The following is a 15811-nucleotide window of genomic DNA, read 5'->3' as shown; positions in this document are numbered from 1 at the left end:
CGCGACCGGGTGCGGCTTCCCCGTCCGGCGGGGAAGCCGCCGCATCCCGTTTTTTTTGGAGGCACAGATGGAGAATCCGCGTTGGGTGCGGCGTCCCGAAGGTTCCAACTGGGGCGATTTCGGGCCGGACGACAACCTGGGGCGGCTGAACCTGCTCACGCCGGAGAAGGTCCGGGCGGGCGTCGCCGAGGTCGTCGAGGGCGTCACCTACTGCCTGAGCCTGCCGCTGGACCTGCCCGGCGGCACCGCGCTGAACCCCAACCGGTTTCCGCCGGTCCTGCGGCCGAACCGGCGCGCAGGGGAGGTCAACTACAACTTCGAGATGGACCGCATCGATCCCGGGCGCACCGACGTGCTCTGCGACGACTTGGCCGTCCTCCACCTGCAGTACTCGACGCAGTGGGATTCGCTGGCGCACGCCGGTTCGATGTTCGACGCCGACGGTGACGGAGTCGCGGAACCGGTGTTCTACAACGGGTTCCGCGCCACCGAGCACGTCGTCGGCCCGGCCGGGCTCGACGACTCGGGCATGCAGGCCCTGCACGGCACCAGCACGTCGTCGGCCGGGCCGCTCGGGATCGACCACATGGCGCGCAAAGCGGTGCAGGGCCGGGCCGTGCTGATCGACCTGCACGCCCACCTCGGCGGCGAGCGCGCCCTCGTCGGCTTCGACGCGCTCGCCGAGATCATGGCCGCCGACGAGGTGGTCGTAGAACCCGGCGACATCGTCTGCCTGCACACCGGCTTCGCCGAGAAGGTGCTGTCGATGCAGGGCAATCCCGATCCGGACGTGCTGCACGGGTACGGCGCCGTCCTCAACGGACGCGACCCGGAGCTGCTGCGCTGGATCACCGAATCGGGCCTGGCCGCGCTGGTGGCCGATAACTACGCGGTGGAGGCGTTCCCCGCCCCGGAGGCGCCGGGCCCGAACGCCGTGCTGCCGCTGCACGAGCACTGCCTGTTCAAGCTCGGCGTGCACCTCGGCGAGTTGTGGCGGCTCACCCCGCTCGCCGGGCACCTGCGGTCCAGCTGCCGCAGCCGCTTCCTGCTCACCGCCCCGCCGCTGAACCTGCCGGGCGCGGTGGGTTCGCCGGTCACCCCGGTGGCCACGCTCTGACGCACTCGCACCGGGAAGGCCCCGGCGCGCAAGGGAAAGCACAGATGACCAAGATCGCCAATTTCTTCACCGAGCTCATGCGCCGGTACCTGCCCGATCCGTTCGTCTTCGCGATCGGGCTGACCTTCCTGACCCTGCTGCTGGCGTTGACGGTGGAGGGCAAGGGTTTCATCGAGATCACCGAAGCCTGGGGCGACGGGTTCTGGAACCTGCTGTCGTTCACCACCCAGATGGCCGTCATCCTGGCCATGGGCTACGTGCTGGCCAGCGCGCCGGTGACCGACCGGCTGCTCGACGCGGTGGTCGCCCGGGTGCACCAGCCGCGCACGGCCGTCGCGGTGGCCACCCTGATCGGCGCCGTCGGCTCCTACCTGAACTGGGGCTTCGGCCTGGTCATCGGCGGGATCGTGGCCAAGAAGCTGGCGCTGAAGGTGCCCGGCGTGCACTACCCGCTGATCATCGCCGCCGCCTACAGCGGTTTCACCATGTACGGCCTGGGGTTGTCGGCGACGATCCCGCTGACCATCTCCACCAGCGGGCACACGCTGGAGAGCAAGATGGGCGTCGTCGAGCTCGGGCAGACGATCTTCTCGCTGCCGATGCTGCTGACCGCGCTCGCGGTGCTGGTCACGCTGCCGGTCCTCAACGCGATGCTGCACCCGAAGCCCGGCCAGCCGGTCAAGGAGATCGACCCGGCGCTGCACGTCGAGAGCAAGGGCGCGGCCGTCGAATCCGAGGACTTCGGCGGGATCACCGTCGCGTCGCGGCTGAACAACAGCCGCATCCTGAGCCTGCTGATCGGCGCGCTCGGCATGGTCTACGTGGTCGTCTACTTCGTCAAGGGCGGCGCGGCCGACCTGAACCTGGTGAACTTCTTCATCCTGTTCCTGGGCATCCTGCTGCTGGGCACGCCGCAGGCCTACGTCGCCAAGCTCGGCGAGGGCATCAAGACGATCTCCGGGATCGTCCTGCAGTACCCGTTCTACGCGGGCATCATGGCGATCATGGCCGCCTCAGGGCTGGTCGGCACGATCTCGCAGGTGTTCGTGGACATCTCGACGCCGGAGACGCTCGGGTTCTGGGGCCTGATCAGCTCGTTCGTCATCAACTTCTTCGCGCCCTCCGGCGGCGGCCACTGGGTCATCCAGGGCCCGTTCATGGTCGACGCGGCCAACGCCATCGGCGCGCCGATGCCCGACGTGGCGATGTCGGTGATGCTCGGCAACGCCTGGAACGACCTGGTGCAACCGTTCTGGATCCTGCCCGCGCTGGCGCTGTCGCGGCTGCGCCTCAAGGACGTCATGGGCTACACGGTGATCATGATGTTCTGGGTCGGCCTGATCTACATCGCCGCGATCCTGCTCTGGGGATTCCTCGGCTGACGGGCAGCTGTCCGAATAGGAGCGTGAAATGCCGTACTTCATCGAAACGTTCGACAAGCCGGGCCACCAGCAGGTGCGGCTGGACAACCGCCCCGCGCACCTGGCGTTCCTGGAGGAGCACAAGGCGCTGCTGCTGGCCTGCGGCGCGAAGCTGGCCGACGACGGCGACGAGGCATCCGGCGGCGTCTACCTGCTCGACGTCGAAACCCGGGCGGAGGCCGAGGCGTTCATCGCCGCGGACCCGTTCGCGAAGGCCGGCCTGTTCGCCGACATCAAGATCCTCCGCTGGCGCAAGGCCTACCTCGGCGGCAAGGGCTACCTGTAGCGGTTCGCGGCATCCGGCGGGGAAAGATCCCCGTTCGCCGCTGCCCGGGGCGAACCCGTGGGTAGCCTGTGCGCCACACGTGTCGGGCTGGAGGATGAAGTCGGATGAGCGGGGTGGCGGACGCGGCGGGCACCGGGCCGGGCGGCGAAGGGCGGGCGTACCAGCAGATCGTCGACGCGGTGGAGCGCGAGTTGGCCAGTGGCGCTCTGCGGCCCGGCGACCGGCTGCCCAGCGAGCGGGAGATGGTCGCGCGCTACGGCGTCAGCCGCCCGACTGTGCGCGAGGCGCTGCGCGTGCTGGAACATTCCGGGCTGGTGAGGTCGCGGCACGGCGACCGGTCCGGGCCGCTGTTGCTGGATCCGGCAGGCGGGCCGCTGAGCGACACCTTGGAGCGGATCGCCCGGTTGCACGGCTGCACAGCTGGTGAGCTGGTCGGGTACCGGATGATGCTGGAGTCCACGGCCAACCAGCTGGCGGCGTGCCTGCGCACCGACGAGCAGCTGGCGGCGATGCGCGCGAGCCTGGCGGCGATGCGCGCGGCGATCGAGCGCGGGCCGGAGGAGTTCGGCGCGGCCGACTTCGACTTCCACGAGGTGGTCACCGAGGCCAGCCGCAACACGCTGATCCAGTACAGCCTGCGGGCGGCCCGGCAGGCGGCGCTGGTGCAGATCGAGGACAAGATCGTCCGGGCGCGGGACGAGCGCGCGCAGATGCGGGAGTCGTTGCGCCACCACGAGATGGTGTTCGCGGCGATCGAGGCGGGGGACGGCGAGCGCGCGGGGAGGCTGGCCCGGCACAGCATCTTCGGCTACTACCGCGACTACCTCGACGAAACCGAGCGCCTCGCCCTCGCCGCGCTCTGCGCGGACGAGAACCCGTTCCTCGCGCCCCGGTCCTGACCCGGATTCCGGCACCCGGCAAACACTGGACAGACCAGTGGGGCGACATCTAGATTCCACTGGTCTGTCCAGTCGTCGGGCTGGTGAGTTCGAGGTTCGGGAGAGGTGAGGGCCACGCGCGCACTAGCCCTGGTCACCGGGTCCGGCAGCGGGATCGGAGCCGCCACGGCGCGGGAGCTCGCCGCGCGGGGCTTCGACGTCGTGATCAACCAGCCTCCTGGTCCCGACGCCGCCGAGGCGTTGGAGAAGCGTGCGGCGCAGCTGCGCGCCGCGGGCGTCGATGCGATCCCGGTGCTCGCCGATGTCGGCGACGAAGACGGCATCGCGGCGCTGGGCGATGCGGTCGACCGCCACTCCGGGCAGCTCTCGGTGCTGGTCAACAACGCGGGCACGGGGCTGACCAAACCGGTCGAGGACATCGCCGCCGAGGACTGGGACCGGCTGTTCGCGGTGCACGCGAAGGCGCATTTCCGCCTCGCCACCAGATGTTCCGGCGCCCTCAAGGCCGCCGGTGGCGCGGTCGTCAACGTCAGCAGCGTCGCCGCGAAGGTCGGCTTGCCCGGCCGCGCGGCCTACAGCGCGACGAAGGCGGCCATCGAGGGCTTCACCCGCGCGCTGGCCGGGGAGTGGGCGCGCGAAGGCGTCCGGGTCAACGCGGTGGCGCCTGGCACGATCCTGACTCCGCTGGTGGAGCGCAATTTCGAGCGCGGCCTGCTCGATCCCGACATGGTGCTGGCCCGCACCCCGATGGGCCGCTTCGGCACGGCCGAGGAGGTCGCCAAGGTGATCGCCTTCCTCGCCGGGCCGGACGCCTCCTACGTCACCGGGCAGACCATCTACGTCGACGGCGGCTGGACCGCCTGGGGAGGCTGAGATGGGCGGCACTCGCACCGCCGTCGTCACCGGCGGGGCCTCGGGCATCGGCGCGGCGATCGTCCGGCGGCTGACCGACGCCGGCTGGCGGGTCGCGTCGTTCGACCGAACGTCCACACCGGACGGTCAGGTGGTCGACGTCCGAGACGAAGCCGCCGTGACCGAGGCGTTGAACGACGTGGCGGCGAAGTGGGGGCGGCTCGACGCGGTCGTCCACTCGGCGGCCATCGCGCAGCGCGGCGAACGCGCGGACGAGCTGACCGCCGAGGCGTTCCGCGAGATGGTCGACGTCAACCTGGTCGGCAGCTTCGTCGTCGCTCGCGCCGCCGCCGCGCTGATGCGGCCGCAGGGCGGCGGCGCGATCGTGCTCGTTTCGTCGGCGTCCGGTTTCCGCGCCCGCTCCGGGATGGCGGCCTACGGGGCGTCGAAGGCCGGTGTCATCCAGCTCGCGAAGATCCTCGCGGTCGAGCTGGGCGGCACCGGCATCCGGGTCAACTGCGTCTCGCCGGGCGTGACGCTGACCCCGCTGATGCTGGACTCGTGGCAGGCCGAAAGCCCTGAGCACGCGTTCCAGCTGGCCAATGCCCAGGCGGCGATCCCGCTGGGTCGGTTGGTGACCGCCGAGGAGGTCGCCGACGCGGCGATGTACCTGGTGTCGCCGGAATCGTCGGCGATCACCGGTCACAACCTCGTCGTCGACGGCGGACGCTCGCTGTGAACGACTGAGGCGCATCGACAACGACCCTGTGCGGCAACGAAGGAGCATCATCCATGGCACAGGCGACGACGGCCGCCACCGGGCGGCGCGCCGCGGATTCGCGGCGCGCCCGCAAGGCGGTGATCGCCGGCGGTATCGGCAACTTCATCGAGTGGTACGACTACGGGGTCTACGCGGCGCTGAGCCCGGTGCTGTCGAAGCTGTTCTTCCCGGCCGCGGACCCGGTGACCTCGACGCTGGCGAGCTTCGCCGTCTTCGGCGTCGGGTTCGTCGTGCGCCCGCTGGGCGGGCTGTTCTTCGGGCAGCTCGGCGACCGGCGCGGCCGGCGCACCGCGCTCGGGCTGGCGCTGATCATGGTGTCGCTGTCCACCTTCGCGATGGGCCTGCTGCCCACCTACTCGCAGATCGGCCTGTTCGCTCCGCTGCTGCTGGTGGCGCTGCGGCTGATCCAGGGCTTCTCGGCCGGCGGTGAGTGGACCGGCTCGGCGACGCTGATGGTGGAGAACGCCGCCGACGGCCGGCGCGGCTGGGTGGCCAGCTGGCAGCAGTTCAGCGTGATCGTCGGGCAGCTGGCGGGCATCCTGATCGTCACGGTGATCACCAACGCCTGGTCGGAGCAGGTGCTGCGGGACTGGGCGTGGCGGCTGCCGTTCCTGGTCGCGCTGGCGCTCGGTGCGGTCGGGTTCTACATCCGCTTCCGGATGGAGGACACGCCGCACTTCCAGGAACTGCAGAAGCGGGACATCGTCGCCGAGGCGCCCACTCGCGAGTCGCTGCGCGCCCAGCGCCGCGCGATGGCGACCGCGTTCCTGTTCGTGGCGCTGCCGAACGTCGGTTTCTACACCTTCCTGACCTACATGCCGACGTTCCTCAACCAGGAGGGCGGCCTGCCGCTGTCCGACGCCTACACGATCAACCTGGTGGGCATGGCGATCTACGCGGTGCTGACGCCGGTGGTCGGCAGGCTTTCGGACCGGTTCGGGCGGCGGCCGATGCTGATCGCGCACGCGGTCGGCTTCCTGGTGCTGGCCTTCCCGATCTACCTGCTGCTGGCCCAGGGCTCGTTCGCGCTCGCGCTGGCCATGCAGCTGCCCGCGCTGCTGCTGATGTCGCTGTACGCGGGCCCGGGCACCGCCGCGATCACCGAGATGTTCCCGACGCGGCTGCGGTATTCGGCACTGGCGTTGCCGTACAACCTGAGCTCGGCGCTGTTCGGCGGCACCGCGCCGTTCGTGTCGACCTGGCTGATCGCGACGTTCCACACGCCGCTGGCCCCGGCGTTCTACACGATGGTCGTCGCGGTGCCCACGCTGGTGGTCTACCTGCGGTTGCGGGAAACCGCCCACGAACCGCTGCGCGATGCCTGATCTCGAAAGGTCTGCCATGACTGAGCACATCGACGTCGTCCTGTCCTTCGACGTGGACGCCGAAACCCTGTGGGAGGCGAGGGATCCGGACAGCGCGGCCAAGCCAGTCTGGCTGTCGCAGGGCCGCTACGGGCCGACGGTCGGGTTGCCGCGCATCATGCGGCTGCTTGCCCGGCACGGCATTCCCGCGTCGTTCTTCGTGCCAGGGGTGGTGATCGAGCGGTATCCGGCCGAGATCGGCACCATCGTCGAGGCCGGTTTCGACATCGGCCACCACAGCCACACCCACACCTGGGCGCAGAACCTGAGCAAGGAGCAGGAGCGCGAGGAGTTCGAGCGCGCCTACCGGGTGATCGAGGAGTTCACCGGCCGCGCGCCGCGCGGCTACCGGTCGCCGGCGGCCGAGTTCATGCCGAACACGCTGCGTAAACCGCGTTGTCATACCCCAGCCGTAACGTGATTGGAATGAAGGCGAACACGGCGGTGAGGTTCCGTCTGTACCCCAGCCAGGTACAGGCGGAACGGCTCACGGCGTGGTCGCATACCTGCCGAGCGGTGTGGAACACTGCGCTCGCGCAGCGTATTTGGGCATACAAGTCCGCACAACGCGCCACCGTGCGCTCAGCGGAGCAGTGCTCCGGACTCACCGAAGCACGTAAGGACCACGCCTGGCTTCGGGACCTTCCCGCGCAGTGCGCCCAGCAAGTTCTCCGGCAGCTCGATACCGCCTATGACAACTTCTGGAACCCCACCCAGCCGGCTGGGTTTCCGCGGTTCAAGCGGAAGCATCACCGGCAGGGTGTGACGTTCCCCGGTCAGGCGGTGCAGGTCCGCAAGGCGTCGCGCCGCATGGCGCACGTGAAGCTCCCCAAGCTGGGGTGGGTACGGTTCCGGCTGTCTCGCCCACTGGGCGGCGCCGTCCGCAACGCCACGGTTTCCCGCGATGGCCTGGGGTGGCACATCTCGTTCGGCATCCACCAGCCTGAACCAGCCCAGCAGCCGGTCAACACCGGGACACCCGTGGGGCTGGATGTAGGAATCGCCTGCTCGGTGTTCGTCTCAGACGAAGACACCGAGCGCCAACGACCCGAAACCTTGACTCCTGGCGAACGGGCGCGGCTGCGGGGGTTGGAACAACGCAAAGCCCGGCAGCTCAAGTACGCCAAAAAGCACAACGGAGGGAAGTACTCCAACAGACTCCGCAAGACCATCGCGGCGATCGCTGCGGTGAAGGCTCGGCAGGCCCGCAGGCGCGAGGACTGGAACCACAAGCTCACCACCGACCTGGCCAAAAACCACGGCCTGATCGCGGTCGAGGACTTGAAGGTCCGCAACATGCTCCGCTCCGCCAAAGGCACTACCGAGCAGCCCGGACGCAATGTGAAGCAGAAGTCCGGGTTGAACCGAAGCATCGCCGACCAAGGATGGTTCGAGATCCGCCGCCAGCTCGGCTACAAGACCCGCTGGTACGGCGGTGAGCTGGTCGTGGTCCCGGCACCGGGTTCATCGCAGACGTGCTCGAAATGCCACACCCGCGACCCCGAATCCCGTGAGGGTTGCGGCCGGTTGTTCGCGTGTGTGCATTGCGGGCACACCGAACATGCTGACCGAAACGCCGCAACCATCATCCTTAATCGAGCACTCAGCACCGCCGGACGGAAACCCACCACAGCGTGGGAGGCGGGAACTGCCGCAAGCGGTCACGGCAGTTCACAGAGCACGCGCAGTCCACATGGGCAAGGCACCCGCACGGGTAGCCGGTTGCGTGAACCATCCTCGAACGTCACCGCAGCATGACATTGAGGAATCTCCCGCCGTCAGGCGAGAGAGGACGTCAAACCTACCTGGTCAACTACACCGGCTTCGCGGCGGCGACGATGCCGTGCGGGACCGTCGACGGCCTGCCGGTGGGGTTGCAGGTGATCGGCCGGCCGGGCAGCGAAGCGACGGTCCTCAGGGCCTGCCGAGCGCTGGAACAGGTCCTCCCGCCGGTCGTACCCGCAGAAGCCTCGTGATCGAGGCCCCTTCGAGGAGTGCACAGTGGACAGTTATGACGTGGCGGTGCTCGACGGCGACGGAGTCGGGCCGGAGGTCACCGGCGAGGCGCTGAAGGTCGTCGAGGCCGCCGGGAAGCGGTTCGGATTCGAGCTCAAGACCACGCGGTACGACCTTGGCGCCCAGCACTACCTGGACACCGGCGTGGTGATCGACGACGCGACCGTCGAGCGGCTGCGATCGCACCAGGCGATCCTGTTCGGCGCGATGGGCGACCCGCGGGTGTCGCCGGGCATCCTGGAGCGCGGCCTGATCCTGAGGCTGCGCCGCGAGTTCGCGCAGCCGGTGAACCTCCGGCCGGTGCGGCTCTACCCGGGTGTGCCCACGCCGATCCGGGACCTCACCCCGGAGCGCTGCGACCTGGTGATCATCCGGGAGAACACCGAGGGGCTGTACGTCGGCGGGGGATCCACCGTGCACGCCGGCACCCCGCACGCCGTCGCGCTGCAGGAATCGGTGAACACCGTCCCGGCGATCACCCAGGTCGTGGACTACTCGTTCCGGCTGGCCCGGCGCCGCCGCGGGAAGCTGGCGCTGTGCCACAAGACCAACATCCTGGTGCACGCGGGCGCGCTGTGGCAGCAGGTGGTCGACGAGGTGAGCCGGTCTTATCCCGACGTGGAACTGGACTACGTGCACGTCGACGCGATGTGCCAGCACCTGCCGATGACCCCGGAGCGCTTCGACGTGGTGGTCACCGACAACCTCTTCGGCGACATCATCTCCGACCTGGGCGCCACCATCCAGGGCGGCCTCGGGGTGGCGTGCAGCGCCAACCTGAACATCGACGGCGCGGCGCCGAGCATGTTCGAGCCGGTGCACGGCTCGGCCCCGGACATCGCGGGCCGCGGCTGGGCCAACCCGGCGGCAGCGGTCCTCTCCGCCGCCCTCTGCCTCGCCGTCCTCGGTCAGGCCGAAGCGGCGCTGGTCTGCGAGCAGGCCGCGGCGTCGGTCCTGGCGGAACTCCCGGCCCTGGCGGGCCCGGCGATGGGAGCGTCCACTTCGGACCTCGGCGACCGAATGGCCGACCGCGTCACCAGGCTCGAAGTCCCCACCGCCCCCTCGATCATGACCGCGATCTCCACCGCGTGACCTTCCCTCGTGAGGCACTGCGAAGATCGGCTGCGGGGGGCGCCCGTTCGGCTGGCATGATCGGCTTCCATGGGTTTGTTCCGAACGAAGCCGAAGCTCGCCACCGTGCTGGGGCGGGCGTTCCGTTGCCTGGTGTGCGGCTGCCCGGAGTTCTGGTACCGCGAGGTCAAGTTGAACTCCACGGCCGCCGAGTTCTTCGACCTGGCGTGGGCGAACCGCTCCGCGCTGGGGTTGATCTGCGAGCAATGCGGCTACGTGCACGAATTCGCCGGGCGCGGGCGGCCCGAGCTCTGGGCGCTGGACAAGGGCTATCCGGCCGGCGCCGAGTAACCGTCCACATCGGACCAGCTCGTCAGGCTCCGGCGGGTTTCGAAGCGGCGCCGCCGGCCGCTGACCGGATCGGTGAACTCCAGCGTCCTGGCGAGGAGTTGCAGGGGCGCGGTGAAGTCGTCGGCGGCGCGGTCGCGGACGAATGGATAGAGGTCGTCGCCGAGGATCGGGATGCCGAGGCGGTTGAGGTGCACCCGTAGCTGGTGGGTGCGGCCGGTGCGCGGCAGCAGCCGGTAGCGGCCGAGGCCGTCGCGGTGCTCGATCAGCTCGATGCGCGTCTCGCTGTTCGGCTCGCCGGGTTCTTCCTGCGCGGCGAGCACGCCGCGGTGCTTGACGATCCGGCTGCGCACCGTCCGCGGCATCGGCAGCCGCGGGTCGAAGCGGGCGACGGCCTCGTACTCCTTGTGCACCAGGCGGTCGTGGAACAGGGTTTGGTAGGCGCCGCGCAGCTCAGGCCTGAGCACGAACATGACCAGCCCGGCGGTCAGGCGGTCCAGCCGGTGCGCCGGGCTGAGCTGCGGCAGGTCCAGGTCGCGCCGCAGCCGCACCAGCGCGGTCTCCACGACGTGCCCGCCGCGCGGCGTGGTGGCCAGGAAGTGCGGCTTGTCCACGACCAGCAGGTCGTCGTCGCGGTGCACGACGTCCAGGGCGAACGGCACCGGCGTCTCGTCGGGCAGGTCGCGGTGGAACCAGATGAACCCGCCTGGCGCGTACGGCGCGTCGGGCCCGAGCGGGCCGTCGACGCCGACGATGCGGCCCTCGCGGAGCATGGCGTCGATGCGTTCCGGGGCGAGCTTCGGTATCCGGTCGACGAGGTGGTCCCGGACGGTGGCCCAGCGGCCGTCGGCGGGTAGTCGCAACCGGACGGGGTCCAGGCCGTGCCGCTGGGGCAGCGGCGACTTGAGCTTGCGTCGCATCGCCCCACCAGCGTAACCGGCGGCCTACAGCCGGAGCTTGAAGCCCTCGTGCGAGGCCTCGAACCCGAGCCGGTCGTAGAAGCGATGCGCGGCGGAGCGGCTCTTGTCGGTGGTCAGCTGGACCAGGGCGCAGCCGCGCCGGCGGGACTCGGCGATGGCCCATGCGAACATCTCGCGCCCGAGGCCGTGGCCGCGGTGCTGCTCGTGGACGCGGACCGCTTCGATCTGCGCCCGCAGCGCGCCGCGCCGGGCCAGCCCGGGGATGAACGTCAGCTGCATGGTCGCCACGACCTCGCCGCCCGGCGTCGCGGCGACCAGCAGCAGCTGCGCGGGATCGGTGTCGATCGCCTCGAAAGCCCGCCGGTAGGGCTCCAGGTCGGCGGCGGATTCCCGGGTCGCGCCGAGCTGGTCGGCGGCCAGCAGCTCGACGATCGGCCCGAGGTCGTCGCCGGTGGCCCGGCGCAGCCGGTACGTCCCGGACCCGGCGGACAGCTCGGCCAGCACGCTCACCTAACACTCCACTGTGGACTCGGATTCGGGTTCTGCCTTGCGCGAGCCTAACGTGGCGCGCCGGGGAGCGCGAAAATCGGGAGCGCGAGCCGACGGGCCTTGACATGATCGTCGGGACGCCGGAGGAAGGACGGGTATGCCCGAGGTCGCGACGGATCGGCGGCCGGTGGCGGCGCGGTTGGCGGTGGCCACGCTGTTCCTGGTCAACGGGGCGAGCTTCGCCAGCGTCGTGCCCCGCTACCCGGAGCTCAAGGACGTCCTGGTCCTGTCCAACGCCGCGCTGGGCACCGCGATCGCGGCCCTGCCGCTGGGCTCGTTGGTCGCCGGCCTGCTGGCCGGGCCGATCCTGGTCCGCTGGCGGTCGGCCGGTGTCGCGGTCGGCTGCTCGGTGCTGCTGGCGGCGGATCTCGTGGTGATCGGGTTCGCGGCGCAGTGGTGGCAGCTGGCCGCGGCGTTCTTCTTCGCGGGTGCGATGGACGCGATCGTGGACGTGGCGATGAACGCGCACGGGCTGCGGGTGCAGCGGCGCTACGGGCGGTCGATCGTGAACTCCTTCCACGGGATGTGGAGCGTCGGCGCGATCATCGGCGGCACGGCGGGTTCGCTGGCCGCCGGAGCGGCACTGCCGTTGTTCGCGCACCTCGCAGTGGCCGCCATCGTGCTGGCCGCCGTCGCGGTCACCTGCGCGTGGTTCCTGCTGCCAGGCCGCGACGACACCGAGCGCGCGGGCGGACACCGGACCAGGCCGCGGTTCGCGCTGCTGCTCGCGCTGCTGGCGCTGGGCGCGCTGTGCGCCGCGGCGGCGCTGGTCGAGGACACCGCGGCGTCGTGGGGCGCGGTGTACCTGCGCGATTCGCTGGGTGCGGCCCCGGTGCTGGCGGGCATGGCGTTCGTCGCGTTGCAAGCGGCGCAGACGGTCGGCCGGCTCTCCGGCGATCGACTGGTGGACCGGTTCGGCAACCGGGCGGTGGCGCGCATCGGCGGCATCGCGGTGCTCGTGGGCGTCGGCTCGGCGCTCGTGTGGCCGTCCGTCCCGAGCACGCTGGCCGGATTCGCGTTGGCGGGCTGGGGCGTCGCCACGATCATCCCGGCCGGGTTCCACGCGGCCGACGAGCTTCCCGGACTGCCGGGCGGAACCGGGATCGCGGTCGTCGGCTGGGTCTACCGGCTGGGCATCCTGGCCGGCCCGCCGGTTGTCGGGCTGCTCGCGGACGCGGTCAGCCTGCGCCTCGGCCTGGTGGTCGTCCCGTTCGCGGGGGTACTGATCGTGCTGCTGGCGTCGCGCCTGCCGCGCTGACCCGTCACGCGCGGAACTCTTCCTCCGCGACGGTCCAGGCGCGGGCCTGGTCGCTGATCGTCACGCCGAGGCCGGGACGGGCGGAGATGTGCATCCGGCCGCCCGAGATTTCGAGGTGCTCGTCGAACAGCGGATCCAGCCACTCGAAGTGCTCGACCCACGGTTCGCGGGTGTACGCCGCGGCGAGGTGGATGTGGATCTCCATCGCGAAGTGCGGCGCGAGCTGGAGGTTCCGGTCGTCGGCCAGCGCCATCACCTTGAGGAACTGGGTGATGCCGCCGACGCGCGGGGCGTCGGGCTGCACGACGTCGGCGCCGCCGGCGCGGATGAGCTCGCGGTGCTCGGCGGCGCTGGTCAGCATTTCGCCGGTGGCGATCGGGGTGTCGAAGTTCGCGGCGAGCACCGCGTGGCCCTCGAAGTCGTAGGCGTCCAGCGGTTCCTCGATCCACACCAGGTTCAGCGGTTCCAGGGCGCGGCACATGCGGCGCGCGGTGGGCCGGTCCCACTGCTGGTTGGCATCGACCATCAGGGCGACGTCCGCGCCGATCTTCTCCCGCACCGCGGTCACGCGGGCGAGGTCGGTGGCGTTGTCGGGATGACCGACCTTGATCTTGATGCCGCCGATGCCGTTCGCCACCGATTCCGCCGCGCGGTCGAGGACCTCTTCGACCGGCGCGTGCAGGAAGCCGCCGGAGGTGTTGTAGCAGCGCACCGAATCCCGGTGGGAGCCGAGGAGTTTCGCCAGCGGCAGGCCGGCGCGCTTGGCCTTCAGGTCCCACAGCGCGACGTCGAAGGCGGCAATCGCCTGGACCGACAAGCCGCTGCGGCCCACGGAGGCTCCCGCCCAGGCGAGCTTGTCCCAGATCTTGGCGATGTCGCTGGGGTCTTCGCCGAGCAGCGCCGGGGCGATCTCGCGCGCGTGCGCGTACTGGCCGGGGCCGCCGGCGCGCTTGGAGTAGCTGAAGCCGATGCCGACCGGCCCGCCGGCCGTGGTGATCTCGGCGAACAGCACGGCCACCTCGGTCATCGGTTTCTGCCGCCCGGTCAGCACCTTGGCGTCGCTGATGGGAGTGGGCAGCGGCAGCGTCACCGAGGAGATCTTGACCCCGGTGATCCGGTCCAGCGTGGCGGAGTCGGTCGTGGTCATGGGATTTCGGCTCCGTTCAGGCGGATTCGTGCGATTTCGGCTGCAGGCGCCGACGCCCAGGACATTAGGTCGCGCACCGATGCCGGTCCAAGACCCGTTCGACATCGGTCGATACCTTGCCCGCATTGGAGATCCGGTCGCCGACCTCGTCTCGTTCCGCTGCGACCGCGGCCGCCGGTGATGCGCGCAAGGTATCGGTCGATGCCGAAATAGCCATGGACACGCATTTTCCGCGCTCTTAGGCTGCCGAGCGTTCGTCATCGTGACGGCACTCACACCGAGTGCGCGGCCCAGCGGACCGAAGGAGAAGGCATTGACCCAGGTGATGTCGAAGACGCCAGTCCGAGGGGCAGTGTCCGTGCTCGCCGCGGCCCTTTCCCTGTCGCTCGCCGCATGTGGCGGAAACCTCTCCAGCGGTGGCGGCGGGAAGTTCCCGAGCGGGCCGGTCACGATGACGATCGGCCAGGCCCCGGGCGGGAGCACCGACCTGATCGGCCGCGCGCTGGCCCAGGGCGCGGCCGACGATCTCGGCGTTCCGATGCCCGTGGTCAACACGCCTGGCGCCAACGGTGCCCTGGCCGCGAGGGAACTCGCCGGGAAGCAACCGGATGGTCAGCACGTGCTGGTCATCAACGCCTCCCTGACCGCCATCACGCCGCTGGCCGCCGCGCCGCAGGAAGCCGTCGGCATCAACGACTTCGAGGTGGTCACCGGGATTTCCCAGGACGACTACGTGCTGGTCGCCAACGCCGCCTCCGGCCTGAACTCGGTGCAGGGCCTGATCGACGCGCGCCGGAACCTCAAGTTCGGCACCACCGGGGTCGGCACCGGCAGCCAGCTCTCCCAGGAGCTGCTGTTCAAGCAGGCCGGGATCGACGGCACCGCGGTCCCGTTCGACGGCGGGTCGCCGGCGATGACCGCGGTGCTCGGCGACCAGGTGGACGTCGCCTCCGTCCAGCTCGGCGAGGCGATCGGCCAGATCCAGGCCGGAAAGCTGGTCCCGCTGGTCACCTTCTCCGCGCAGCGCAACCAGTACCTCCCGGACACCCCAACGGCCGTTGAGAAGGGCTACGACGTCCGGGTTTCGCAGTTCCGCGCGGTCGTCGCGCCGAAGGGAACGCCGCGGGAGGTCGTGGACCGGCTGCGCCAGGCGTTCCGGACGACGTTCGCCACCGAGCGGTACCGGAAGTTCAACGAGGACAACCTGCTCACCCCGCACGAGGTCGACGGCGCGCAGGTCGCCCAGGAGTGGACCGGCTCGCTGGAGAGCTACCGCGCCATGATCCAGCGGTACGGCATCGACCTCGGCGGGCCGAAGTGAGCGATCCCCGGCGCGACGGCGAATCGGCCGGCGCGGTCGCGAACCTGTTGGTAGCGCTGGTGATCGTCGGCATCGGCGGGAGCGGGATGGCCGGTTCCTGGGCGCTGGGCCTGGGCGGCGCGGCCGCGCCTGCCGCCGGCACCTGGCCGTTCCTGGTCAGCGCCGCGATCACCGTTCTCGGCGTGGTGCTCGCGTTGCTGGCGCGGCGCACGAACGACGCGGAAGGGCTGTCGTCGTCCTGCCTGCCGGTGCTCGGCGCGGTGGCCGGCATGGCCGGGTTCGCCGCCCTGGTCGGCGTGATCGGGTTCGAGATCCCGGGCGCGCTGCTGGCCTTCGCGTGGCTGCGCTTCCTCGGCCGCGAGTCGTGGCGGCTGTCCGTCTTCGGCGCCCTCGGCATCGTGGCGGCCTTCTACCTGATCTTCGTCGGCGCCCTGAACGTGCCGATTCCCCACCTGTTCTAG

Annotated in this window: 18 protein-coding genes; 15 read left to right on the top strand and 3 right to left on the bottom strand. The window is 70.4% G+C overall.

From position 1 onward, the window contains the following. The first annotated feature begins 67 nt into the window (after positions 1 to 67). The 12 genes from AB0I53_RS17990 to AB0I53_RS17935 all read left to right on the top strand — a co-directional run bounded on the left by AB0I53_RS17990 (position 68) and on the right by AB0I53_RS17935 (position 10158). Entirely contained in the window at positions 68 to 1117 is a 1050-nt protein-coding gene (locus AB0I53_RS17990; RefSeq protein WP_358603636.1) for a cyclase family protein, read from the top strand. A gap of 44 nt (positions 1118 to 1161) precedes the next feature. Next, positions 1162 to 2499, top strand: coding sequence for a TIGR00366 family protein (locus AB0I53_RS17985; protein WP_358603634.1), 1338 nt, complete (start codon positions 1162 to 1164; stop codon positions 2497 to 2499). Between the two features lie 28 nt (positions 2500 to 2527). Continuing rightward, positions 2528 to 2824 (top strand): YciI family protein, encoded by a 297-nt coding sequence (locus tag AB0I53_RS17980; protein WP_358603631.1) that lies wholly within the window; start codon positions 2528 to 2530, stop codon positions 2822 to 2824. A 104-nt stretch (positions 2825 to 2928) separates the two neighbouring features. After that, positions 2929 to 3723 carry a GntR family transcriptional regulator gene (locus AB0I53_RS17975; protein WP_358603628.1) on the top strand — a complete coding sequence of 265 codons (795 nt, stop codon included), beginning with the start codon at positions 2929 to 2931 and terminating at the stop codon, positions 3721 to 3723. Between the two features lie 105 nt (positions 3724 to 3828). Next, positions 3829 to 4596 carry an SDR family NAD(P)-dependent oxidoreductase gene (locus tag AB0I53_RS17970; RefSeq protein ID WP_358603625.1) on the top strand — a complete coding sequence of 256 codons (768 nt, stop codon included), beginning with the start codon at positions 3829 to 3831 and terminating at the stop codon, positions 4594 to 4596. A 1-nt stretch (position 4597) separates the two neighbouring features. Continuing rightward, positions 4598 to 5314 carry an SDR family oxidoreductase gene (locus tag AB0I53_RS17965; RefSeq protein ID WP_358603622.1) on the top strand — a complete coding sequence of 239 codons (717 nt, stop codon included), beginning with the start codon at positions 4598 to 4600 and terminating at the stop codon, positions 5312 to 5314. Positions 5315 to 5367: 53 nt separating this feature from the next. Then, entirely contained in the window at positions 5368 to 6681 is a 1314-nt protein-coding gene (locus AB0I53_RS17960) for an MFS transporter (protein ID WP_358603619.1), read from the top strand. Between the two features lie 16 nt (positions 6682 to 6697). Further along, positions 6698 to 7141, top strand: coding sequence for a polysaccharide deacetylase family protein (locus AB0I53_RS17955; RefSeq protein ID WP_358603616.1), 444 nt, complete (start codon positions 6698 to 6700; stop codon positions 7139 to 7141). A gap of 5 nt (positions 7142 to 7146) precedes the next feature. Beyond that, a complete protein-coding gene (locus AB0I53_RS17950) occupies positions 7147 to 8478 on the top strand; it encodes a transposase (protein ID WP_358603613.1) in 1332 nt (443 codons plus the stop codon). Then, entirely contained in the window at positions 8475 to 8696 is a 222-nt protein-coding gene (locus tag AB0I53_RS17945; protein ID WP_358603610.1) for an amidase family protein, read from the top strand. The genes AB0I53_RS17950 and AB0I53_RS17945 overlap by 4 nt, the downstream gene beginning before the upstream one ends. A gap of 25 nt (positions 8697 to 8721) precedes the next feature. Continuing rightward, positions 8722 to 9828 (top strand): 3-isopropylmalate dehydrogenase, encoded by a 1107-nt coding sequence (locus AB0I53_RS17940; protein WP_358603607.1) that lies wholly within the window; start codon positions 8722 to 8724, stop codon positions 9826 to 9828. A gap of 69 nt (positions 9829 to 9897) precedes the next feature. After that, positions 9898 to 10158, top strand: a complete 261-nt coding sequence (locus tag AB0I53_RS17935) for a hypothetical protein (RefSeq protein WP_358603604.1) — start codon at positions 9898 to 9900, stop codon at positions 10156 to 10158. On the opposite strand, the gene AB0I53_RS17930 is transcribed toward AB0I53_RS17935, so the two are convergent. Next, the gene (locus tag AB0I53_RS17930; protein ID WP_358603602.1) at positions 10137 to 11075 is read right to left on the bottom strand and encodes a pseudouridine synthase; all 939 of its coding nucleotides are present in this window, start codon (positions 11073 to 11075) and stop codon (positions 10137 to 10139) included. The genes AB0I53_RS17935 and AB0I53_RS17930 overlap by 22 nt on opposite strands. Positions 11076 to 11099: 24 nt before the next feature. Continuing rightward, a complete protein-coding gene (locus tag AB0I53_RS17925) occupies positions 11100 to 11585 on the bottom strand; it encodes a GNAT family N-acetyltransferase (protein WP_358603599.1) in 486 nt (161 codons plus the stop codon). 136 nt (positions 11586 to 11721) lie between these two features. On the opposite strand from AB0I53_RS17925, the gene AB0I53_RS17920 reads away from it, so the two are divergent. After that, the gene (locus AB0I53_RS17920; RefSeq protein WP_358603596.1) at positions 11722 to 12882 is read left to right on the top strand and encodes an MFS transporter; all 1161 of its coding nucleotides are present in this window, start codon (positions 11722 to 11724) and stop codon (positions 12880 to 12882) included. Positions 12883 to 12886: 4 nt separating this feature from the next. On the opposite strand, the gene AB0I53_RS17915 is transcribed toward AB0I53_RS17920, so the two are convergent. Continuing rightward, positions 12887 to 14029, bottom strand: coding sequence for a mandelate racemase/muconate lactonizing enzyme family protein (locus tag AB0I53_RS17915; protein ID WP_358603593.1), 1143 nt, complete (start codon positions 14027 to 14029; stop codon positions 12887 to 12889). A gap of 322 nt (positions 14030 to 14351) precedes the next feature. Between AB0I53_RS17915 and AB0I53_RS17910 the strand changes: the two genes are divergently transcribed. Together AB0I53_RS17910 and AB0I53_RS17905 are read left to right on the top strand one after the other, a co-directional pair. Continuing rightward, positions 14352 to 15350: a tripartite tricarboxylate transporter substrate binding protein gene (locus tag AB0I53_RS17910; protein WP_358603713.1), complete on the top strand. Its 999-nt coding sequence runs from the start codon at positions 14352 to 14354 to the stop codon at positions 15348 to 15350. Further along, entirely contained in the window at positions 15347 to 15811 is a 465-nt protein-coding gene (locus AB0I53_RS17905; protein WP_358603590.1) for a tripartite tricarboxylate transporter TctB family protein, read from the top strand. The genes AB0I53_RS17910 and AB0I53_RS17905 overlap by 4 nt, the downstream gene beginning before the upstream one ends.

The organism is Saccharopolyspora sp. NPDC050389, assembly GCF_040655595.1.
Taxonomy (GTDB): Bacteria; Actinomycetota; Actinomycetes; order Mycobacteriales; family Pseudonocardiaceae; genus Saccharopolyspora.
This window is presented reverse-complemented; position numbering and strand designations above follow the sequence as displayed.